20 protein-coding genes are annotated in these 20,370 nt (G+C 67.4%); 9 read left to right on the forward strand and 11 right to left on the reverse strand.

Features of this window, described 5'->3' with window-relative positions:
- Positions 1 to 7: 7 nt before the first annotated feature.
- Both CSW59_RS19015 and CSW59_RS19020 read left to right on the forward strand, forming a co-directional pair.
- Complete coding sequence (locus CSW59_RS19015; RefSeq protein ID WP_099445550.1) at positions 8 to 643, forward strand: DUF1190 domain-containing protein; 636 nt, start codon at positions 8 to 10, stop codon at positions 641 to 643.
- Between the two features lie 143 nt (positions 644 to 786).
- Positions 787 to 1,278: a hypothetical protein gene (locus CSW59_RS19020; RefSeq protein WP_099445551.1), complete on the forward strand. Its 492-nt coding sequence runs from the start codon at positions 787 to 789 to the stop codon at positions 1,276 to 1,278.
- 3 nt (positions 1,279 to 1,281) lie between these two features.
- Here CSW59_RS19020 and CSW59_RS19025 read toward each other — a convergent pair whose 3' ends face one another.
- From CSW59_RS19025 to CSW59_RS19045, 5 genes are all read right to left on the reverse strand, one after another.
- Positions 1,282 to 1,758, reverse strand: coding sequence for a low molecular weight protein-tyrosine-phosphatase (locus CSW59_RS19025; RefSeq protein WP_099445552.1), 477 nt, complete (start codon positions 1,756 to 1,758; stop codon positions 1,282 to 1,284).
- Positions 1,758 to 5,348: a hydantoinase B/oxoprolinase family protein gene (locus tag CSW59_RS19030; RefSeq protein ID WP_099445553.1), complete on the reverse strand. Its 3,591-nt coding sequence runs from the start codon at positions 5,346 to 5,348 to the stop codon at positions 1,758 to 1,760. The genes CSW59_RS19025 and CSW59_RS19030 overlap by 1 nt, the downstream gene beginning before the upstream one ends.
- A gap of 159 nt (positions 5,349 to 5,507) precedes the next feature.
- The gene (locus tag CSW59_RS19035; RefSeq protein WP_099445554.1) at positions 5,508 to 6,083 is read right to left on the reverse strand and encodes a TMEM165/GDT1 family protein; all 576 of its coding nucleotides are present in this window, start codon (positions 6,081 to 6,083) and stop codon (positions 5,508 to 5,510) included.
- A 349-nt stretch (positions 6,084 to 6,432) separates the two neighbouring features.
- Positions 6,433 to 7,170 (reverse strand): DUF2793 domain-containing protein, encoded by a 738-nt coding sequence (locus CSW59_RS19040; protein ID WP_099445555.1) that lies wholly within the window; start codon positions 7,168 to 7,170, stop codon positions 6,433 to 6,435.
- Positions 7,171 to 7,263: 93 nt separating this feature from the next.
- Complete coding sequence (locus tag CSW59_RS19045) at positions 7,264 to 8,271, reverse strand: nitronate monooxygenase family protein (protein WP_099445556.1); 1,008 nt, start codon at positions 8,269 to 8,271, stop codon at positions 7,264 to 7,266.
- Between the two features lie 232 nt (positions 8,272 to 8,503).
- On the opposite strand from CSW59_RS19045, the gene CSW59_RS19050 reads away from it, so the two are divergent.
- The 3 genes from CSW59_RS19050 to CSW59_RS19060 are packed head-to-tail and all read left to right on the forward strand — an operon-like array spanning position 8,504 to position 12,568.
- A complete protein-coding gene (locus CSW59_RS19050) occupies positions 8,504 to 9,895 on the forward strand; it encodes a methylmalonyl-CoA mutase family protein (protein ID WP_099445790.1) in 1,392 nt (463 codons plus the stop codon).
- A 3-nt stretch (positions 9,896 to 9,898) separates the two neighbouring features.
- Positions 9,899 to 12,049 carry a methylmalonyl-CoA mutase gene (gene scpA / locus CSW59_RS19055; RefSeq protein WP_099445557.1) on the forward strand — a complete coding sequence of 717 codons (2,151 nt, stop codon included), beginning with the start codon at positions 9,899 to 9,901 and terminating at the stop codon, positions 12,047 to 12,049.
- A gap of 57 nt (positions 12,050 to 12,106) precedes the next feature.
- Positions 12,107 to 12,568: a hypothetical protein gene (locus tag CSW59_RS19060; RefSeq protein WP_143755019.1), complete on the forward strand. Its 462-nt coding sequence runs from the start codon at positions 12,107 to 12,109 to the stop codon at positions 12,566 to 12,568.
- On the opposite strand, the gene CSW59_RS19065 is transcribed toward CSW59_RS19060, so the two are convergent.
- The gene (locus CSW59_RS19065; RefSeq protein ID WP_201722859.1) at positions 12,565 to 13,038 is read right to left on the reverse strand and encodes a DUF4112 domain-containing protein; all 474 of its coding nucleotides are present in this window, start codon (positions 13,036 to 13,038) and stop codon (positions 12,565 to 12,567) included. The genes CSW59_RS19060 and CSW59_RS19065 overlap by 4 nt on opposite strands.
- 125 nt (positions 13,039 to 13,163) lie before the next feature.
- Here CSW59_RS19065 and meaB point away from each other — a divergent pair, with 125 nt between their 5' ends.
- Positions 13,164 to 14,147 (forward strand): methylmalonyl Co-A mutase-associated GTPase MeaB, encoded by a 984-nt coding sequence (meaB, locus tag CSW59_RS19070; RefSeq protein ID WP_099445559.1) that lies wholly within the window; start codon positions 13,164 to 13,166, stop codon positions 14,145 to 14,147.
- Between the two features lie 9 nt (positions 14,148 to 14,156).
- Here the strand turns inward: meaB and CSW59_RS19075 are convergent, their stop codons facing one another.
- Complete coding sequence (locus CSW59_RS19075; protein WP_099445560.1) at positions 14,157 to 14,477, reverse strand: (2Fe-2S) ferredoxin domain-containing protein; 321 nt, start codon at positions 14,475 to 14,477, stop codon at positions 14,157 to 14,159.
- A 44-nt stretch (positions 14,478 to 14,521) separates the two neighbouring features.
- Here CSW59_RS19075 and CSW59_RS19080 point away from each other — a divergent pair, with 44 nt between their 5' ends.
- From CSW59_RS19080 to CSW59_RS19090, 3 genes are all read left to right on the forward strand, one after another.
- Positions 14,522 to 14,839 carry a hypothetical protein gene (locus CSW59_RS19080; RefSeq protein WP_099445561.1) on the forward strand — a complete coding sequence of 106 codons (318 nt, stop codon included), beginning with the start codon at positions 14,522 to 14,524 and terminating at the stop codon, positions 14,837 to 14,839.
- A gap of 39 nt (positions 14,840 to 14,878) precedes the next feature.
- Complete coding sequence (locus CSW59_RS19085; protein ID WP_099445562.1) at positions 14,879 to 15,292, forward strand: response regulator transcription factor; 414 nt, start codon at positions 14,879 to 14,881, stop codon at positions 15,290 to 15,292.
- Between the two features lie 114 nt (positions 15,293 to 15,406).
- Positions 15,407 to 15,934, forward strand: a complete 528-nt coding sequence (locus CSW59_RS19090) for a DUF4199 domain-containing protein (RefSeq protein ID WP_099445563.1) — start codon at positions 15,407 to 15,409, stop codon at positions 15,932 to 15,934.
- 20 nt (positions 15,935 to 15,954) lie between these two features.
- On the opposite strand, the gene cckA is transcribed toward CSW59_RS19090, so the two are convergent.
- The 4 genes from cckA to fliQ all read right to left on the reverse strand — a co-directional run bounded on the left by cckA (position 15,955) and on the right by fliQ (position 20,266).
- On the reverse strand, positions 15,955 to 18,033 hold the full coding sequence (cckA, locus tag CSW59_RS19095; RefSeq protein ID WP_099445792.1) for a cell cycle histidine kinase CckA: 2,079 nt from the start codon (positions 18,031 to 18,033) through the stop codon (positions 15,955 to 15,957).
- A gap of 100 nt (positions 18,034 to 18,133) precedes the next feature.
- Positions 18,134 to 19,219: a flagellar biosynthesis protein FlhB gene (gene flhB / locus CSW59_RS19100; RefSeq protein WP_099445564.1), complete on the reverse strand. Its 1,086-nt coding sequence runs from the start codon at positions 19,217 to 19,219 to the stop codon at positions 18,134 to 18,136.
- 9 nt (positions 19,220 to 19,228) lie between these two features.
- Positions 19,229 to 19,984, reverse strand: a complete 756-nt coding sequence (gene fliR, locus CSW59_RS19105) for a flagellar biosynthetic protein FliR (protein ID WP_099445565.1) — start codon at positions 19,982 to 19,984, stop codon at positions 19,229 to 19,231.
- Positions 19,985 to 19,999: 15 nt separating this feature from the next.
- A complete protein-coding gene (gene fliQ / locus CSW59_RS19110; protein WP_201722860.1) occupies positions 20,000 to 20,266 on the reverse strand; it encodes a flagellar biosynthesis protein FliQ in 267 nt (88 codons plus the stop codon).
- Between the last annotated feature and the right edge of the window lie 104 nt (positions 20,267 to 20,370).

Genomic DNA, 20,370 nt, shown 5'->3' on the forward strand with positions numbered 1-20,370 from the left:
CGGAGCCATGAGCACCCGTAAGCGCTCCACGTCGCTGCAACTGACGACCATGCTGGCCGGCGCGGCCAGTCTGACCTTGGCCGGGTGCGACGATCCCGGCGTCGGCGCCCAGGCGGGCTGGGATCCCAACCGCGGCGAGCAGGTCGAGGCCTTCAGCTACAAGTCCCTAGAAGAGTGCAAGGCCGCCAAAGAGGTCTCGGACCAGCAATGCGACACGTCCTGGGCGGCCGCCCAGAAGGATGACGCCAAGAACGCCCCGCGCTACGACGCCCGCGCGTCGTGCGAAGACGTCTATGGCGCCGGCAACTGCGTGCCCCGCAGCGAGGCCGGCGGCGGCAGCTTCTTCACGCCCCTCCTCGCTGGCTTCGTGATCGGGCGGATGCTGGACGGCGGCAACTATTATCGAGGGACAGGACTCTACCGCGGGAACGACGGCTACTACTCGACCTGGGGCGGACGCCTGGGCCGCGACTACGGCACGGGCCGGACCGTCATCACGCGCGACAGCATCGACCCGCCCGACACAATCCGCAATGCGCCGCCCAAGGTCCAGACCCGCACCTCCGTCGTCTCGCGCGGTGGCTTCGGCGGCGGCCGCAGCTATGCCTATAGCGGAAGCCACAAGGGCGGCTTCGGCGGTTAGATCATCAGCGCATTTTTGCGATTGACTCGCAACTAGACATCCCGTTTAGTTGAGAAGTGTTCGCAAGAACGCGTCGGGCCGCTCACCGAAGTCGGTTCGCCAGGGCGGGTGTCGGCCCCCTGCTCGGCGAGGAGATTTCCGGCGTGCGGTCCGACCTTTTCCCTGACCCCTTTCATCACGCATCCGTCGACGAGTGCGGCCCGTCGGCGCTGACGCGTGGCGAGCGGGTCCTGCTGTGGATGCTACGCCAATGGGTGACAGCGCGCGTGCTGGGCCAGGAGCCTGGCGAGCGCCTGTCGCGCGAGGTCGGAAGCCTCGTCTCATCGCGCGTGGCGACCGCCTTTATCCTGCTGATGACCACCATCGAGGGCCAAGTCCGTCGCCCCCTGCGCATCGCCGCGCCTTGCCGCCAAGGCTACGCCGAGGACGAGCAACGCCTCATCACCGCGTGCGGCGTCTGCCCCGCCGCGCCCGAAATCGCCGAGCGGTTGCTTGAGCACCTCGTGATGACACCCGAGGCCGTTGTCGTCGCCGCTCGCTTTCTGAACTCGGCCCTGGCTCACGAAGCGCTGGCGTTGCCGCTGAGATTCGAGGAGCCAGCATACGCGCCGACGACACGCCCCACGCTGCACTGAGTCTCAGCGGTAGCCCTGGTGCGCCAGGCGCTGGGCCAGGGCCCTCGCCGCCATCTCGACGTCGCGCCAAGTCACGTCAAAGTCGCTGGCGTCGCCATAGTAGGGATCGGCCACCGCCCTGCCCTGGTGCCCGGGCACCAGGTCCAGCAGCAGCCCCAGCTCCGCCGTCGCGCCATGCGGCGCAAGCGCCCGAAGGCCGTTCAGATTGGCCTCATCCAGCGCGTAGATGTGGGTGAAGAGGCGGAAGTCGTCCTTGGTCACCTTGCGAGCGCGCTGGCGGGCGATATCGACGCCGTTGCGGCGGGCGGCGGCGATGGCGCGCGGGTCCGGCGGCTCGCCAGCGTGCCAGCCGCCCGTGCCAGCCGAGTCGACGACCACATCCAGTTGCATCCGTTGCGCCTCGGCCCGGAACGCCCCCTCGGCCAACGGCGAGCGGCAGATGTTGCCAAGACACACGAACAGAACCGAAGCCTTAGCCATCAAGCCGTTCCCCAGCCGCCGCCGCCCGGCGTTTCAATGACGATAGCGTCGCCCGCGCCGACTCGCACCAAGTCCGTCGCGGCCAGGGGCTGCACCTCACCATCGACGCGCTCGACCCGCGCCGCGCCAAGCGCGCCAGGCTGACCGCCCTCCAGCCCGAACGGCGGGACGCGGCGACGATTAGACAGCAGGCTGACGGTCATCGGCTCTCGGAAGCCGATCTTGCGCACGACGCCGTCACCGCCGCGATGCGTCCCTTCGCCGCCGGAGCCGCGCCGGATCGAGAAGGCTTCGACCAGCACCGGATAGCGCGCCTCCAGCACCTCGGGGTCGGTCAGGCGGCTGTTGGTCATGTGGGTCTGGACCGCGTCGGTCCCGTCGAAGTCCGGCCCCGCACCGGAGCCGCCGCAGATGGTCTCGTAGTACTGCCGCCGCTCGTCGCCGAACGTGAAGTTGTTCATGGTGCCCTGGGCGGCGGCCATCACGCCGAGAGCGCCGTAGAGGGCGTCGACCACGACTTGGCTGGTCTCGACATTGCCCGCCACCACCGCCGCCGGATAGCGCGGCCGCAGCATAGAGCCCTCGGGGATCACCAGCTCGACCGGCCGCAGGCAGCCGTCGTTCATCGGAATCTCGTCGTCCACCAGCGTGCGGAACACGTAAAGCGCCGCCGCCCGGCAAATCGAGGCGGGGGCGTTGAAGTTGGTCGGAACCTGGTCGCTCGTTCCGGTGAAGTCGACACGGGCGGTTCGGGTCTCCTGGTCGACTTCGATCGCGACCTTCACAACCGCGCCGTCGTCCAACTCGTAGGCGAACGAGCCGCTCTCCATCGTCGCCAGCACGCGACGGACGGCCTCCTCGGCGTTGTCCTGCACGTGGGCCATGTAGGCCTCGACGACGTCCTGGCCAAACTCGGCGACCATCCCGGTGAGCGCTTCAGCCCCGCGCGCGCAGGCGGCGATTTGGGCCTTCAGATCGCCGATATTCTGGTCGGGATTTCGCGCCGGCCATTCGCCCGAAGCCAGCAGGGCCCGGGTCTCGGCCTCGCGGAAGCGACCATCCTCGACCAGCAGGAAATTCTCGATCAGGACGCCCTCTTCCTCGACCGTCTTGCTGTTCGGCGGCATCGAGCCTGGCGTGATCCCGCCGATGTCACCCTGATGTCCCCGCGCGGCGACGTAGAACAGCAAGGCTTCCGTCGCATCGAACACCGGCATGACCACGGTCACGTCCGGAAGATGGGTGCCGCCGTTGTAGGGCGCGTTCAGCATGTAGACGTCGCCGGGTTTCATCCCGCGTCCATCGGAAAGGCGAGCGTCGCGGATCGCCCGCACGCTGTCGCCCATCGAGCCCAGGTGTACGGGCATGTGCGGGGCGTTGGCGATTAGGTTGCCGTCGCGGTCGAACAGGGCGCAGGAGAAGTCCAGTCGCTCCTTGATGTTGACCGAATAGGCGGTGTTCTGCAGGGCGAACCCCATCTCTTCGGCCACGGCCATGAAGAGGTTGTTGAACACCTCCAGCATGACCGGATCGGCCTGCGTCCCGATCGCCTTGCGGCTCGGCAGGGCGACAACGCGGTCCAGGATCAGGTTCAGCCGTGCGTCGACGCGGGCGCGCCAACCAGGCTCAACAACGGTGGTGCCCGTAGCCTCCCGGATGATGGCGGGACCGAGCACCTCAACGCCAACGCCAAGGGCTTCACGGTCGAACACGGGCGCCTCTTGCGACGCACCAGCCATTCGCGCCTCGACAGTCGCGATCGCCTTGGCCGCTCCCGTGGCCTTGGCCTCGCCCAAGCTGGGCTCGGCGCCAGCATCCGCGTGGCCGATGGCCTCCACCGACAACGTCTCGATCACCAGCGGCGTCGCCGGCGATGTGAAGCCAAACCGGCGCTGATGAAGGTTCTCGAAAGCCACGCGCACGACGGAGGCGTCGCCGAACGGGACCACGAGCGGCGTATCCGTGCCGGCGTACTTCACACGCAATGTCGCGACGGTCTCCACCGAGGCCATCGGCACGTCCTGCGCGCGCAAGGCCGCCTCGGCCTCGCCAGCCAAAGTCGCCGCCCGCGCCGCCAGGTCGCCTGCGTCATGGAGCGTCCGCTCGACCGTCTCCTCGCGGATTAGGCGCAGGTCGGCCAGACCCATGCCATAGGCCGAAAGCACGCCCGCGAACGGGTGGATCATCACCTTGGTCATGCCAAGGGCGTCGGCGACCAGGCAGGCGTGCTGGCCGCCCGCGCCCCCGAAACAGGCCAGGACGTAGCGGGTAACATCGTAGCCGCGCTGGATCGAGATCTGCCGGACGGCCTTGGCCATGTTCTCGACGGCGATGGTGACGAAGCCCTCGGCGACCTCCTGGGGCGTCATCGCCTTGCCGGTCGCCCAGACGATCTCCGCCGCCATCGCTTCAAAGCCGTGCGTCACGGCCTCTACGTCTAGCGGCTGGTCGGCGTTCGGACCGAACACTTTGGGAAAGAACTCCGGCCGCAGCTTGCCCAGCATGACGTTGCAGTCCGTGACCGTCAGCGGCCCGCCCCGGCGGTAGGCCGCCGGCCCCGGGACAGCCCCGGCCGAGGCGGGGCCCACCCGCAACCGCGCGCCGTCAAACGAGCAGATCGAGCCGCCGCCCGCCGCCACGGTGTGGATGTTCATCATCGGCGCGCGCATCCGCACGCCCGCCACCACCGTCTCGAAGGCACGCTCGTACGCGCCGGCATAGTGGCAGACGTCGGTCGAGGTGCCGCCCATGTCGAAGCCGATCACCCGATCGAAGCCGGCCTCCACCGCCGTCCGCGCCATGCCGACCACCCCACCGGCGGGGCCAGATAGGATAGCGTCCTTGCCCCGGAAGGCGCGCGCATCGGTCAGGCCGCCGTTCGACTGCATGAAGAGAAGCCGCGTATCATGGCCTAACGCCCCACTGACCTGGTCCACATATCGCCGCAGGATGGGCGACAGGTAGGCGTCGACAACCGTCGTGTCTCCGCGCCCGACCAGCTTCATCAGCGGGCTGACCTCGTGGCTGACCGAGACCTGTGTGAAGCCGATCCCGCGCGCGATCGCGGCTGCGCGCGCCTCGTGCTCGGTGAAGCGAAAGCCATGCAGCAGCACGATCGCCACCGCGCGGAAACCGGCGTCGTAGGCGGCTTGCAGGTCTCGCCGCGCGGCGACCTCGTCCAGCGGGCGCAGCACCTCGCCCTCTATGCTCATGCGTTCGTCGAGCTCGACGACGCGGTCGTACAGCGCCTCGGGCTTGACGATATGGCGCTCGAACAGTTTCGGCCGCGCTTGGTAGCCGATCCGCAGGGCGTCGGCGTGGCCTTGCGTGATGGCCAGCACCGTCGGCTCGCCCTTGCGCTCGAGCAGGGCGTTGGTCGCGACCGTAGTGCCCATCTTCACCGCGTCGATGCGCGCGCCGCTGGGCAGCAAGGCCCGGACACCCGCCACGGCGGCGTCAGCGTAGTGTTCGGGGTTCTCCGACAGCAGCTTGTGGGTGATCAGCGCCCCGTCCGGCCGCCGCGCGACGATGTCCGTGAACGTGCCGCCGCGATCGATCCAGAACTCCCAGCCGCGCGGGTATTGGGTCATGGGGGGCGGAACTCCTTGCTCCGCCCCTCATAGCGGCTCCCTCAAAGTTGTCATCCCGGCCGTAGCAGAGCGGAGAGCCGGGACCGCAGAAAGCTCGGCGTTTGCGGCGGTCCCGGATCGGCGCGCTGCGCGCTTGTCCGGGATGACAGCTTTTACGGCCTATTTCAGAATCCCCAGCAACTCCGCCGCCTGCCACAGACCCAGCAACAGGAAGATCACCGCCGCGCCGATGCGGACGTACTTCAGCGGCACGATCTTGGTCGCCGCCTCGCCCAGATAGACAGCCGGGACGTTGGCCAGCATCATGCCCAGGGTCGTGCCAGCGGCAACCCAAGCAATGGAATGAAACTTGGCGCCAAGGGCGACGGTGGCGATCTGGGTCTTGTCGCCCATCTCGACCAGGAAGAAGGCGACCGTGGTGGTCAGGAACACGCCATAGCGGCCGGCGCTCGTCCCTTCCTCGTCGTCGGCCTTGTCCGGGATCAGGGCCCAGGCGGCCATGGCGATGAAGGAAATGGCGATCGCCCACTTGAACCCGGCCCCGCTCAGGACGTCCGACACCCAGTAGCCGGCTGTCGCGGCCAGCGCGTGGTTGGCGAGCGTCGCCACCAGGATACCCATAATAATCGGGACGGGCTTCTTGAACCGCGTGGCCAGGATGATGGCCAAAAGCTGGGTCTTATCGCCGATCTCGGCGATGGCCACGACCAGGGTCGAGACGAGCAGGGCTTCCACTGAAATAGTCCTCCGGGCCGGGCGCATGCCAATAGCGTCGACGCCCACCCGGCCCGGATGGAGATCGGCGCCATTGGTCTCGCCAAGGAAGCTTCAAGTCCGCTTCCCTTCCCCGCGCCATGCTCCCCTCTCGAAAGAAAGAGGCGGCAAGTGTGTTGACGGCGGGGCCCGCTGATAGGCGCGGGCGGCTACTCCCCAAAGGTGAGCGGCGTGTAGCGGGTGGAGGGATCGAGGTCAATCTCCCTTCCCCCTTGATGGGGGAAGGGTCGGGGATGGGGGTGATGCGGCGGTTCAGCCATACAGGCCTTAGGTCACCCCCACCCTACCCTCCCCCATCAAGGGGGAGGGATCAGACGGATTGCGGCGCGTCGAAGCGCATAACGTGGATGGCGACCCTGACCTTACCGCTGACGAAGTTACCGCCCACGGCCGTCAGCACCACCGGCGTATCGGCATAGTAGGCCGTCGGTCCCACCACCCCGATGTTGCTGGAATTCTTGGCCACGCCCAGCGAGCCGCCGAACTTGCTGGCCTCGCCCGCGACGCCGCAGTTGTACGCTGTGGCGCCGGTGACCGCGACCGTGGTGCGGGTCGAGACCGCCAGCACGATCGCGCGGCTGGGAATGACAATGCTGGTCGCGGTCGAGGCGCCCGACAGGGTCACTTCCTGCTCCAGGATCTCGAGCCGGATGGCGGCGAGGTTTGGTGTCGCGGCGGCGGTCAGGCTTCGGAAGGTGGCCGACAAGGGCGTCCACGCCGCGCCGTCGAAGGCGACCACCTGGTTCTCGTCCTTGACCCAGGCCAGCACGCCCTCGGCCGGCGCGAGCGGCTCCCAGGCGCCGGCCTCGAAGCGCATCAGGGTTCCGGCCGACTGTCCGGCCCAGGCCGCGCCCGTAGCGCCGGCCGGGAGGATCCAGACGCCGCCAGCCGCCGGGCTGGCGGGTTGGGTCGTGACGCTGCGGCTCTCGACGGCGAGCTGAACGAGGCCGTCCAGCCGGGCGAGGCTTTCATTGATGGGAATATGCTTCTGCGCCTGTGCGGCGACCACATAGGGCAGGCCAAGGCGGGGCGTAACGTCGTCGAACATGAGGCGGCTCCGAGAGCGATGAAAGACGCTCTCAGCATCACGCCGCGCTCAGCGCCGGGGACGGACAGCTCTCCGCCCCCGTTGAACGCCCGTCTACTCGGCGGCGAAAGCCAAGTGATTTCCGGAGGTAAGCGCGGTCTTAGCCGCCAGTTCGGCCTTGGCTTGCTCGTACTCGGCGGCGAAACGCGCGATGAGTTCAGCGGCCGGCAGCACCGCCTTGATCGCGCCGATGCCTTGGCCCGAGCCCCAGATGTCGCGCCAGGCCTTGGCCTCCTGGTTGCCGCCGGAGCCGAAGCTCATCTTGGACGGATCGCTTTGTGGTAGGTTGTCGGGGTCCAGGCCTGCGGCGACGATCGACGAGCGCAGGTAGTTGCCGTGCACGCCGGTGAACAGGTTCGAATAGACGATGCCGTCGGCCTGGCCTTCTACGATGGCGCGCTTATAGCCCTCCACCGCGTTGGCCTCCTCGGTCGCGATAAAGGCCGAGCCGATATAGGCCAAATCCGCGCCCATCGCCTGGGCGGCCAGGATCGAGCGGCCGCAAGCGATCGAGCCCGACAGCGCCACCGGACCGTCGAACCATTGGCGGATTTCCTGGATCAGGGCGAACGGCGACAGGGTGCCGGCGTGGCCGCCAGCGCCGGCCGCGACCGGGATCAGGCCATCCGCGCCTTTTTCAATCGCCTTGCGGGCAAAACGATCCGTGATGACGTCGTGCAGCGTGATCCCGCCGTAGGAATGGACCGCCTGGTTCAGGTCCTCGCGGGCCCCCAGCGACGTAATGACCACCGGGACCTTGTACTTCACGCACATGGCGATGTCGTCTTCGAGCCGGTTGTTGGTCTTATGAACGATCTGGTTGACCGCGAAGGGCGCCGAGGGCGCGTCGGGATTGGCCTTGTCGTAGGCCGCCAGCTCCTCGGTGATCCGGGCCAGCCATTCGTCCAGCTGCGACAGGGGACGGGCGTTCAGCGACGGGAACGAGCCAACAATGCCCGCCTTGCACTGGGCGATCACCAGGTCGGGATTGCTGATGATGAACAGCGGCGAGGCGATGACCGGAAGGCGCAGGCGGTCACGCAGGATCGGCGGCAGGGCCATGGGCGAAGGTTCTCCCCTTTGGATCGGCTTGAGCGCCGAAATATATGATCGCCGTTCAGCTTAAACGCTCGTTTGGCGCCCGCGCAAGGCTTGACGGCCGTAGCGGCAGGGGCGCATCACGATCAAAAACAATAATGCTGCAGTGCAGGAGAGAGACGCTTTGACCGAGGCGACCACGCCCCTGGCCGAGGACTTTGGTCCGCAAGGCGACGACGCCACTAGCGCGCGCTGGATGACCCTGGTCGAGAAGACCCTGAAGGGCCAGAGCTTCGACGACGCCCTAACCACCACCACGCCTGACGGCGTAACGATCCAGCCTCTCTACACCGCCAAGGACGGCGTCGCCGTCGCCCGTGATCTGCGGATCCGGGACGCCGAGCGGCCGTGGGACCTGCGAGTTCGCGCCGCCCATCCCGATCCGGCCCGTACGGTCAAGGACCTGCTGACCGACCTCGAGAACGGCGCGGCTTCGGTGTTGCTGCAGCTCGATCCCTCGGGCAAGAACGGCATTGCGGTCGGCTCGCCCGACGATCTGGCCAAAGCGCTGTCGGGCGTGCTTCTGGACCTGGCGCCCGTAGCGCTGGACGCCGGCTTCATGGGCCCCAAGGCGGCCGACTGGCTGGGCGCTCTGGCCAAGGCCGCGCCCAATGCGCCGCTGGGCTTCCATCTCGACCCACTGACTGCCTTCATGCAAGCGGGCGGCAGCCCCGGGCCGATCGAGAGCCACGTCTTCAACGCCGCGACCGTGGCCACCCGCCTGGCCGCGACCTACGCCAAGGCCAGCTTGTTCCTGGCGACCGGCCGCGCCGTCCATGAGGCCGGCGGCTCCAATGTCGAGGAACTGGCCGCCATGACCGCCGCCGCCCTCGCCTACGCCAAGGCCCTGACGCGCTCGGGCCTGTCCACCGAGGACGCGTTCGGCCGCATCGTGCTGGGCGTCAGCCTGGACGGCGAATACTTCACCGGCGTCGCCAAGATCCGCGCCGCCAAGGCGATGTGGGCGCGGCTGACCGAGGCCTGCGGCGTCTCCGTCCCCGCCAAGATCGAGGCGCGCTCGTCGCGCCGGATGCTAGCCAAGGCCGACGCCTGGACGAACCTTTTGCGCCTGACCTCGGCGGGCTTCGCCGGCGCGGTCGGCGGCGCCGACGCCATCGTTCTGGACGCCTTCACCGACGCCATCGGCCTGCCCACCGCCTTCGCCCGCCGCCAGGCCCGCAACACCCAGCTCGTCCTCATGGAAGAGAGCAATCTTGGCCGCGTCGCCGATCCGGCCGGCGGGGCCTGGTATCTCGACAGCCTGACCGACCAATTGGCCCGCACTGCCTGGAACGGCTTCCAGGCTATCGAGGCCGCCGGTGGGATCATCAAGGCGCTGGAAAGCGGCTATGTCGCCAGCGGCGTCGCCAAGACGCGCGCGGCGCAGGACGTCGCTTACGCCGACAAGACCCGCAAGATCCTGGGCGTCACGATCTTTCCCAACGCTGACGACAAGCCGCCGGAGGTCGAGACGCCCGATCCCGCCGCCTTCGCGGTCGCCGGACCCGATGTCCGGCTGCCGGGACCGGACAGCAAGTGCCAGGCGCTGACGCCCATCCGTTTCGCCGCCGCCTTCGAGGGAGCCTGAGCCGTGACCAAGTTCCCCGACTTCACAAAGATCGACTTCTCCGAGGTCGCCCCGGGCGCTGCGCCCGACGGCAAGGCCTGGAGCACGCCGGAAGGCGTCGACGTCGCCCCGGCCTTCGACGCCAGCGACATCCAGGGCCTGGACTTTCTGGGCGGCTATCCGGGCGTCGCGCCCTATGTGCGCGGCCCCTACCCGACCATGTACGTGACCAACCCTTGGACGGTGCGTCAGTACGCCGGCTTCTCGACGGCCGAAGACTCCAACGCGTTCTACAGGCGCAACTTGGCCGCTGGCCAAATGGGTCTGTCGGTGGCCTTCGACCTGGCCACCCATCGCGGCTATGACTCAGACCACGAGCGGGTGAAGGGCGACGTCGGCATGGCGGGCGTGGCCATCGACTCGATCCTGGACATGCGCACGCTGTTTTCGGGCATCCCGCTCGACAAGATGAGCGTGTCGATGACCATGAACGGCGCGGTGCTGCCGATCCTGGCGCTCTACATCGTCGCGGCCGAGGAGCAGGGCGTCTCGCCCGACAAGCTCTCGGGGACGATCCAGAACGACATCCTCAAAGAGTTCATGGTGCGGAACACCTACATCTATCCGCCCGCACCCTCGATGAGGATCATCTCGGACATCTTCGCCTTCACCTCGGCGAACATGCCCAAGTTCAACTCGATCTCGATCAGCGGCTATCACATGCAGGAGGCCGGAGCGACGGCCGACCTGGAGCTGGCCTACACCCTGGCCGACGGCGTCGAGTACGCCCGCGCCGGCGTCGCGGCCGGCATGAGCATCGACGTCTTCGCGCCGCGCCTGTCGTTCTTCTGGGCGATCGGCATGAACTACTTCATGGAAGTGGCGAAGATGCGGGCCGCGCGCCTGCTGTGGGCCCGCCTGATGAAGCGCGAGTTCGAGCCCAAGGACGATCGCTCGCTCTCCCTGCGCACCCACAGCCAGACCTCGGGCTGGTCGCTGGCCGCGCAGGACGTGTTCAACAACGTCTCGCGCACCTGCGTCGAGGCCATGGCCGCCGTGAACGGCCAGACCCAGAGCCTGCACACCAACGCCCTGGACGAGGCCCTGGCCCTGCCGACCGACTTCTCGGCCCGCATCGCCCGCAACACCCAGCTCTTCCTGCAGATGGAGAGCGGCACAACCCGCGTCGCCGACCCGTGGGGCGGCAGCTATTACGTCGAGCGTTTGACCTACGAACTGGCCCAGAAAGCGCTCGCGCACATCGAGGAGGTCGAGGCCGCCGGCGGCATGGCCAAGGCCATCGAGCAGGGCATTCCCAAGCTGCGTATCGAGGAAGCCGCCGCCAAGACCCAGGCCCGCATCGACGCCAATCGCCAAAGCGTCGTCGGCGTCAACCGCTACAAGCCCGCCGTCGCTGACGACATCCCGATGCTGAAGGTCGACAACGGCTCGGTCCGCGCCCAACAGCTGGAGAAGCTGGCCCGCCTCAAGGCCGAGCGCGATCCGGCCGCGACCGAGGCCGCCCTGAAGGCGCTGGAGGACGGCGCGCGCGGCAACGGCAACCTGCTGGCTCTCGCCGTCGACGCCGCCCGCGCCAAAGCCACGGTGGGCGAGATCAGCTACGCCCTGGAGAAGGTGTTTGGCCGCCACCGCGCCGAGATCAAGTCGATCCAGGGGGTCTATATGAAGGAGGCCGGGAACGATCCGACCGCCGCCCGCGCCAAGGCCATGGTCGAGGCGTTCGAGCAGGCCGACGGTCGCCGGCCACGCATCCTGATCGCCAAGATGGGCCAGGACGGCCACGACCGAGGCCAGAAGGTGATCGCCACCGCCTTCGCCGACCTCGGTTTCGACGTCGATATCGGTCCGCTGTTCCAGACCCCGGCCGAGGCCGCGCGCCAGGCCGTCGAGAACGATGTCCACGTTGTGGGCGCTTCATCCCTTGCCGCCGGTCACCTGACGCTAGCGCCGGAACTCAAGGCCGAGCTGGCCAAGCAAGGTCGCGATGACATCCTGATGGTCGTGGGCGGGGTCATTCCGCCCCAGGACTTCCAGGCGCTGCGCGACGCCGGGGCGGTAGCGATCTTCCCGCCGGGCACGGTGATCGCCGAGGCGGCCATCGAACTTCTGGACCAGCTGAACCGGCAGCTCGGCTACACCCAGGAAGCGGCCTAACACGCTTGCGAGTACGCGGGGCCGGTTTAACCTCAGGTGGACTTCCTAGGTTTCCTCATGCTGCGCTCGACTAGAAGCACCACGCGACTTCGCTTCATAACGGGACTGGGGTTCGCCTTCGCGTTCCCGGGCTTCTGGCTTGGCCAGGCCTTCTACTGGCTCGACAAGCCCTATGGCCGCCAAGACTTGGACCCCGTCTCATTCGGCGTTGTGGCGATCGTGTTTGGGGTCTTCCTAGGCTGGCCGTTCGTTTTGGGAGCCGTCGGGGCCTGGGCGCTGCTTGATCAATTCGACCTTCACGCCGCACCCAGCGCAGCGTTGGTCGGTATGGCGACCGGCATACTAGTGGCTTTCTTCGCCTTCAGAGACGGCCGCTTCCAAGGCTATCCGATCGCCTATCCGTTATGCATGGCGCTAGGCGTCGCCACTGCCCTTGGCGTGTGGTGGATTGCTTACGGTCGTCAGTCGCGCCTGCCATCGCCTCGCGTCCAGTCGAAGCCCACGCCGTTGGCGCTTTAGCCCGACTTGCGCCGGAACAGCCCACGCTTCTTCTGGCTCCGCTCGAACGCAACCTCCTCGGGCAGGCCGTGGCGGACCTCGATGTCCTTCTGCAGCGCCTTGGCCGCCATCAGGTGGCCAGGGAACAGCGTGTCGACGGCCCAGCCGAGGACCGGCACGGTGTCGGAGACGTTGTCGACGGCGAGATAGGCCGCCATCCGGCCCACCGTGGCGAGGCCTGCCTTGGCATGGACTGCATGGAACAGCAGCAACGCGCCGGCGCCCAGGCCGTAGGCGAGACCGACGCCCGGCACCCAGGCCAGCACACCGTCGAGGCCGATGCCGATCGGTCCGACGCCGATAAGGCGGTCGGACAGTCGCTTGATGGTCTCTGCGGCGCGCCAGGCGCGATGCGCCTTGAACCGCTGATCATCCACGGGACCAGCTTGCGGATTGGCATAGGCCGAAGCCATGGAGAGATCGTCGGTCATGATGCCAGAACGTATCGCCTCATCCGTCGTTGCCTGAATCTCAGATCGTGGCCGGCGCCCCACGCCGCAAGGTCGTGCCACCCTTTTGGTTTCGCGATCGACGCGCCTCGGCTAAGCGAGAACCCGTGAACCCCGGTCTCGACATCGACGTCCTGGAACAGCGCTTGGTCGCAGGCGACCGCGCCGCTTTGGCCCGCGCCATCACCCTGGTCGAGAGTCGCCGCGTCGACCATCAGGTCGCGGCGCGAACCCTGCTGTCGCGCATGATGCCGCTGACGGGCCGAGCCCAGCGGATCGGGATCACTGGCGTGCCGGGGGCGGGCAAGTCCACGACGATAGAGCGGTTCGGCTGCAACCTGATCGAGGCCGGCTACAAGGTCGCGGTGCTGGCGGTCGATCCGTCATCGGGTCGGCACGGCGGCTCGATCCTGGGCGACAAGACGCGGATGGAGCAGCTCAGCGTACAGCCAAACGCCTATATCCGCCCCTCCCCGTCCGGCGGGGCCCTGGGCGGCGTCGCGCGCAAGACCCGCGAGGCCATGCTGCTGTGCGAGGCGGCTGGCTTCGACGTGGTCATTGTCGAGACGGTCGGCGTCGGACAGTCCGAGACGGTCGTCGCCGATATGGTGGACATCTTCCTGGCGCTGCTGATCCCCGGCGGCGGCGACGAGCTGCAGGGGATCAAGAAGGGCCTGATCGAGCTGGCCGATCTGTTGGTCATCAACAAGGCCGACGCCGATCCCGCCAAGGCCGAACGCTCGGCCCGCGACTATCGAAACGCCCTGCACATCCTCACCCCCGCCCATCCGGACTGGACTCCGCCGGTGCTGACCGCCTCGGGCCTGACGGGCCAAGGCCTCGACGTCCTGTGGACCCAGATCCAGCGCCACCGCGAGATCATGAGCGCTAACGGCGCACGGGCCGCACGACGCGCCGACCAGGACGCGCGATGGATGTGGGCGATGGTGGAAGACCGTCTGCGAGAGGCGTTCCGAGCCGCGCCCACCGTAGCCGCCCTAGCGCCCGAGCTCGAAGCCTCCGTTCGCGCGGGAGAGGTCCCGGCCTCCGCCGCCGCCGACCAACTACTGGACGCGTTCGGTTTGCTCTGACCGTTTCGTCTAGCGCTCCAGCAGCTCCAGCCGGTCGACCACCGCTGAAATCGCCGTGCCTCGCGGCACAATCGCCCACTCCCTAGGCCTGGAGCCTCGCACGACCACGACCGCGCCCTTGGGACAGACATCCAGGCAATCGACTTCGATCACCGCCGAACCCGACTTCCGCCCCGTCCCCTTGGCCCCCAGGGCCTTCCGCAGGGCCTTCGCCAGCTTCTGGTCGCCATTCTCGCCAAAGCCGCCCTTAAGCTTCTTCGAACATTTTCGGCAGACCAGAACCACTTCGGTCCACTCGGCCTTCACGCGCCTGATCGGCTTTTCTTCCATGTCTCGCAGATGGGAACGACGCGCCAACGGTGCTAGGACGAGCCATGGTCCGCAAAGTCACCGCCAAGATTGTCCCCGCCAAGGATCCGACCGCAGAGGCCGATCGCGCCTGGTTCGAAGCCAATGCCGAGCGGCGCTTCCGCCTGCGCGATCCCGCGCCGCTGGAGTTTAGAGACCCGCTGGGCGATCCGGGCGACGGCTTCTCCTGGCGCGTACTGGTCGCGCTATTGCCGGACGGCGGTCGCCTGCGACTGCCGATTTCCCTGTCGTGGGAACTGCACAACGACCACGCCAAGGACCAGCACCTGAGGATCCTGTTCGACCAGATCGCACCGGCCGAGGCCAAGGCGCGCCTAGGCTAATCCCATTGACCCGACGCGGCGATCGCGCACCCTCGCCGCATGACCCGTACGATCCTAATCTGGGCGCTGGTGCTGGCGTTCGGCGCCTTCGCGCTACAATGGCTGGAGCAACAGTTCCTGCTGCGCGTCCTGTCCTGGAAGATCTATGCCGGGCTGATCGGAACAGCCTTCGCGGCGGCGGGTGTGTGGATCGGTTGGAAGCTGGCGGCCCGCGCCCGGCCCGAGACCTTCCGTCGAAACGACGCCGCTCTCTCCTACCTTGGCCTGACCGGTCAGGAAGTCAGGGTGCTCGAACGCCTAGCGGCAGGCCGCTCCAACAAGGAAATCGCTCGCGATCTGGGCCTCTCGCCCAACACCGTCAAGACGCACGTGACCAATCTCTACGGCAAGCTCGACGTCAGCCGCCGAACTCAGGCGGTCGGCAAGGCCCGTGAGTTGGCATTGATCCCTTGACGGCCTCGTAAAGGCGCCAAACCGTCGAATTCACCCTTTCGGGCGATACCGCCGCGCCCTGATCGGCGGCAAGCCTCGGGACGCGCCGCAGGGGGCGGCGCGGAGGAGGAAAACATGTCTCGCACCATCCTGATCCACGGCCTGATCTCTGGCGCCGTCATCATCTGCGGCATCATCATCACCATCCTGATCGGCGGCGACGCGCCGCATTCCAACGTCTGGCTAGGTTATCTGATCATGCTAGTCGGCCTGTCCGCGATCCTGCTGGCCATCAAGCAGCATCGCGACAAGGTCCTGGGCGGCGTCATCAAGTTCTGGCCCGCCTTCCTAATCGGCCTGGGCGTCGCCGGGGTGGCGGCCCTGGCCTACGTGCTGATCTGGGAGGTCTATCTGGCGCTCACCAACTACAGCTTCATGGAGCAGTATGTGGCCAGCACGCTGGCTCAGAAGAAGGCGGCCGGCGTCAGCGGCGGCGAGTACGCCAAGCTGGTCGCTGACTTGGAGGCGATCAAGCGCAGTTACGCTAATCCGCTCTACCGGCTGCCGATGACCTTCGCCGAGATCTTCCCGGTCGGGCTTCTGGTAGCCCTGGTCAGCGCGGCTTTGCTGCGCAATCCCCGCTTCCTGCCGGCGAGAGCCTGAGCGGCGTAGTCAGGCGGCCTCTAGGCCGCCTGCAGCTGCTGCTTGACCCGCTCAGCCAAGGTCTTGATGTCGATCGGCTTGGGCAGGAAGGTCACGCCGGTCTCGCCTTCCAACAGGTCGCTGAACTCGGCTTCGGCGTAGCCGGAGATGAACATCACCGGCGCATTTCCCAGATAGCCGCGCGCCTTCTTCAGCAAGGTGGGACCGTCGATGCCGGGCATGATCACGTCGCTGATCAGGAGGTCGATCGTACCGGCGTGCTCTTCGGCGATCAGCAACGCCTCCTCGCCGTCGGCGGCCTCCAGCACCTCGTAGCCCCGGGCGCGGAGCAGACGGGCCGCGACGCTGCGGACGGCGTCCTCGTCCTCGACGAACAAGATGCGGCCGGCGCCCGAAAGGTCGCGCGCGGCGCGCGGCTTGACCGGCTCGGCGGCGGCGGCCTGGGCGGCGACCACGCCGACCGGCGCGTCATAGACCGGCAGGAAGATGCGGAACGCCGCGCCCTCGCCCGGACGGCTGTGGACGTGGATCCAGCCGTCGCTCTGCTTGACGATGCCGTAGACGGTGGCCAGGCCCAGGCCCGTCCCCTCGCCCACCGGCTTGGTGGTGAAGAACGGATCGAAGATCTTGCCCATCACGTCGGGCGGAATGCCGGGACCGTCATCACTGACCTCGATGAAGGCGCAGTCGCCATCGGCGGCCGGAAAGCCCAGCTGGATGGCCTCGTCGCGGTTCAGGCGCGCGGTGCGGATGCGCACGACGCCGCCGCCCTTGGCCGCCCGCACCGCGTCGCGGGCGTTGACGGCCAGGTTCATGACGGCGGTCTCAAGCTGGCTCTTGTCGGCCCGCACCTGCGGCAGGTCGCGGCCGTAGTCGGTGATCAGCTTGACGTCCTCGCGCAGCAGGCGGCGCAGCAGAACCTCGAACTCGGAAATCAGCTCGCCCAGGTCCAGCACCTCGCGCTGGACGGTCTGCTTGCGCGAGAAGGCCAGCAGCTTGCGGACGAGGTCGGCGGCGCGCACGCCCGTCTGCCGGATCTCGTTGAGGCCCTCGTAGGATGGGTCGCCAACCGGGTGGCGGTGCAGCAGCTCGTCCAACCGAAGCTGGATGGCGGTCAGCAGGTTGTTGAAGTCGTGGGCCACGCCGCCGGCCAGCTGGCCGATCGCCTGCATCTTCTGGGCCTGAGCCAGCTGCAGCTCGATCTGCTTCTGCTCGGACACGTCGATCATGTAGGCCACAAGGCGGCCTTCGGCGCGGTAGAGATAGAGGTGGGCGATGCGGGTGGCGTCGCGGGCCAGGCGCACCTCGTATGGACCGGCCCGGCCTTCGGCCAGGCGCGTCTCGGCGTCGGCGCGCGAGGCTGCGTCGATCAGGTCGCCGAACACCAAGCCAGCCTTGGCGCCCGTCATGGTCGTCAGGGCCGGATTGGCCTCAAGCACGCGCGAGGTGAACGGCTCCAGGCCTTCCAGCAGGGCCGCGCCGAACGGCGAAGCGCCCGCGAAGGCGTCGAGCGAGTTGGGCGGCGGCGCGGCGCGCTCCGCCACCGGCGCCGGCGCGATCGACTCGGCCGCGGGCTCGGTCCTGGCGATCGGCGAGAGGCGGATCAGCAGACGCCCGCCTGGCAAGCTTGAGACCTTGGCGACATGGTCGATCTCGCCAACCCGAAGGGCGCCCTCGGCCATCTCGCCATTTCGCGCCTGGATCAGAGCGGCGAACAGGCCCGCCCCAGCCGCGCCCTTGGGCAAACGACGCTGCGTTCCCAGCAACGCGCGCCAGGCGGGGTTGGCGGCCAGCACCCGCCCGTCGGGCGCGGCCAGCCCCGCAGGCTCGCTCAAGGCGGCGATAAAGCTCTCGGCCTGGTCGGAATCGTCACCGCTCGCGGCCGTGCCCCGGATGGCCAGCAGGCCCAGCACGGCGACACCCGCGACTCCCAGCAGCAACAGCAGGCCCGCCAGCGTGGCGGGGCCAGCCTTCAGCGCCGGGGCGGCTGAAAACCCGGCGGCCGCCAGGAAGAAAGCCGCCGCGCCAGCCAGCCACGGATCGAAGCGCCTGCGCGCCGCGCCGGCCAAGGCTTTGTCCTGGAGGTGAAGATCGGCCATCGGCGGCATAGGTACCTTGTTTACGGCGAGGCTGCGACTCACCGGAGATCGTTGAAACAATAACCTTTCCCGAGGGCTAGGTCATATTTGCGGAAATGGCCTACAGCGGACGAGCCCGGGCCTGGGGTTTCTTGCCGTTGAGGATGAAGCTGATGACCTTGGCCACAGCTTCGAAGTGTTCGACGGGGATTTCTTCGTCGACCTCGACGCTGGCGTAGAGAGCCCGCGCCAGAGGCGGATCTTCCAACACGGGCACGCCATGCTCCTCGGCGACCGCGCGGATTTTCAGAGCCAGTTCGTCGACGCCCTTGGCCACGCACAGCGGGGCGGGTGTCTCGCCCTGCTCGTACTTCAGCGCCACGGCGTAGTGGGTCGGGTTCATCACGACCACGGTGGCCTTGGGCACGGCCTGCATCATTCGCTGACGCGAGCGCTGCATCTGGATTTGGCGACGCTTGCCCTTGATATGCGGGTCGCCGTCAGACTGCTTGAACTCGTCCTTGACCTCCTGGAGGGTCATCCGCATCCGGTTCATGAAGCGGTGGCGCTGCCAGAACCAGTCGAAGGCGGCGGTGGCGGTCATGAAGATAATCACGGCGATCAGCAGCGACTTCGACAGCTTGAGCGCCTCAGGAAGCATCGCCGCCGGATCCAGCCCGACAAGGTTTCGAACCTCGCCGACATGAGGCTTCAGCAGCATCCAGGCGATCAGGGCCGTGACCAGAACCTTGACCGTCGACTTGGCGAACTGCACGAGACCGTCGGGGCCAAAGATGCGACCCAGGCCCTTGATCAGGTCCAGCTTGGTGAAATCGGGCTTCAGCTTGTCGGGGGTCAGCAAGAAACCCGACTGGGCGATGTGCGCGATAGCGCCAGCCAAGGCCGAGACCACCATCACCAGGATCAGCGACGGCAAGGCGGCCAAGCTCGCCTGCTTCATAACCACCATCGCGCCTCCGTTGGAGAGGTCGATCGTGCCGGCGTGAGCGATAAACGGATAGAGCGCGCCGGACAGGTCGCGCGCCAGCCAGCCGCCAGCCAGGACTATCATCGACACCGCGCCAACGAGCGAGGCCAGTTGCGGAATGTCGGCCGACTTGACGACGTCGCCCTTGGCGCGCGCGTCGGATAAGCGTTTCGCCGACGGTTCTTCTGTTTTCGACTCGGGGTCCGTATCGTCCGCCATGCGCGCCCCCTAGCTGAAAATCTGCAGGAGTTCGCGATAGCGATCGGTCCAGACCATGGCGATGCCGCCCAGGGACAGGGCCAGCAGCGACAGGCCCAGGATCACGCTGAGCGGCGAAGCGACGAAGAAGATCTGGAAGGCGGGCATGACGCGGCCGACCAGGCCCGTAGCGAGGTTGAAGACCAACGAGAAGACGATCACCGGCGCGGCCAGTTGAACGCCCAGCGAGAAAGACTCCGCCACCGTGCGCACGGCCAGGGCGACGGCGTCATTGACGGGCACGGCGCGGGTGAACGGGAACAGGGTGTAGGACTTGACGATCGCGCCGATGAACAGGTGATGCAGCCCCGTCGCCATGATGAGCGTCAGCCCCATCATCGACAGGAAGGTCGCCACCGCCGTGCTTGAGCCCTGCATCGACGGATTGGTCGTCTGGGCGAACGACAGGGTGGTCTGCAGCGAGATGATTTCGCCGGCGGTGGTCAGGGAGATCATGAATAGACGCAGCACCGAACCGATCATCAGACCGATCAGAATTTCGTGGATGATCGCGCCGACCAGGCCGCCCAGCGTGCTCGGGATCGGCGGCACGGTGTCCTGGACCAGCGGCCCCAGCAGCAGCGCCATCAAGAGGGCGAACGAGAGGCGAATGCGCGGCGGCACGGGCTCGTCACCAATGCCCGGCATGGTCATGACCATGGCGCCCACCCGCGAGAACACGAGGGCGGCGACGTAGACCTGAAACGACGTGGCGAACGCGTCCAAGCCCCCAGACCTCCGCTACATGCCTGCGATGCGGGCGGCGATCTGGCGCATGAACGCACTCATCAGCGCGCCCATCATCGGCAGAAAGATCAGCAGCGAAACGAAAATGGCGACGATCTTCGGCGCGTAGACCAGGGTCTGCTCCTGGATCTGGGTCAGCGCCTGGAACAGACCGATGGCGACGCCCACGACCAGGCCGACGATCAGCACGGGCGCGCACAGCTTGAGCGTCAGCCAGATCGCGTCCCGGCCGACATCTAGAACCTCGGCGCCCGTCATCAAAAGCCTCGTGGGAATCGGCCGCCAAGGCCGTGGAATCGAGGGCTTTAGCTTGGTCGGAATATGGTTAACGAGGCGTTAGGGGTTAACCTTTCGCCAGTGGTGGC

The sequence above is a fragment of the Caulobacter sp. BP25 genome (genome assembly GCF_002737755.1).
Taxonomy (GTDB): domain Bacteria; phylum Pseudomonadota; class Alphaproteobacteria; order Caulobacterales; family Caulobacteraceae; genus Caulobacter.

What these genes read in the sequence shown, in the direction of transcription:
- CSW59_RS19015 (WP_099445550.1), top strand. Translation starts at nt 8, where the DNA reads ATGAGCACCCGTAAGCGCTCCACGTCGCTGCAACTGACGACCATGCTG.
- CSW59_RS19025 (WP_099445552.1), bottom strand. Translation starts at nt 1,758, where the DNA reads ATGGCTAAGGCTTCGGTTCTGTTCGTGTGTCTTGGCAACATCTGCCGC.
- CSW59_RS19030 (WP_099445553.1), bottom strand. Translation starts at nt 5,348, where the DNA reads ATGACCCAATACCCGCGCGGCTGGGAGTTCTGGATCGATCGCGGCGGC.
- CSW59_RS19040 (WP_099445555.1), bottom strand. Translation starts at nt 7,170, where the DNA reads ATGTTCGACGACGTTACGCCCCGCCTTGGCCTGCCCTATGTGGTCGCC.
- CSW59_RS19045 (WP_099445556.1), bottom strand. Translation starts at nt 8,271, where the DNA reads ATGGCCCTGCCGCCGATCCTGCGTGACCGCCTGCGCCTTCCGGTCATC.
- CSW59_RS19050 (WP_099445790.1), top strand. Translation starts at nt 8,504, where the DNA reads ATGACCCTGGTCGAGAAGACCCTGAAGGGCCAGAGCTTCGACGACGCC.
- CSW59_RS19060 (WP_143755019.1), top strand. Translation starts at nt 12,107, where the DNA reads ATGCTGCGCTCGACTAGAAGCACCACGCGACTTCGCTTCATAACGGGA.
- CSW59_RS19065 (WP_201722859.1), bottom strand. Translation starts at nt 13,038, where the DNA reads ATGACCGACGATCTCTCCATGGCTTCGGCCTATGCCAATCCGCAAGCT.
- CSW59_RS19075 (WP_099445560.1), bottom strand. Translation starts at nt 14,477, where the DNA reads ATGGAAGAAAAGCCGATCAGGCGCGTGAAGGCCGAGTGGACCGAAGTG.
- CSW59_RS19080 (WP_099445561.1), top strand. Translation starts at nt 14,522, where the DNA reads ATGGTCCGCAAAGTCACCGCCAAGATTGTCCCCGCCAAGGATCCGACC.
- CSW59_RS19085 (WP_099445562.1), top strand. Translation starts at nt 14,879, where the DNA reads ATGACCCGTACGATCCTAATCTGGGCGCTGGTGCTGGCGTTCGGCGCC.
- CSW59_RS19090 (WP_099445563.1), top strand. Translation starts at nt 15,407, where the DNA reads ATGTCTCGCACCATCCTGATCCACGGCCTGATCTCTGGCGCCGTCATC.
- cckA (WP_099445792.1), bottom strand. Translation starts at nt 18,033, where the DNA reads ATGGCCGATCTTCACCTCCAGGACAAAGCCTTGGCCGGCGCGGCGCGC.
- flhB (WP_099445564.1), bottom strand. Translation starts at nt 19,219, where the DNA reads ATGGCGGACGATACGGACCCCGAGTCGAAAACAGAAGAACCGTCGGCG.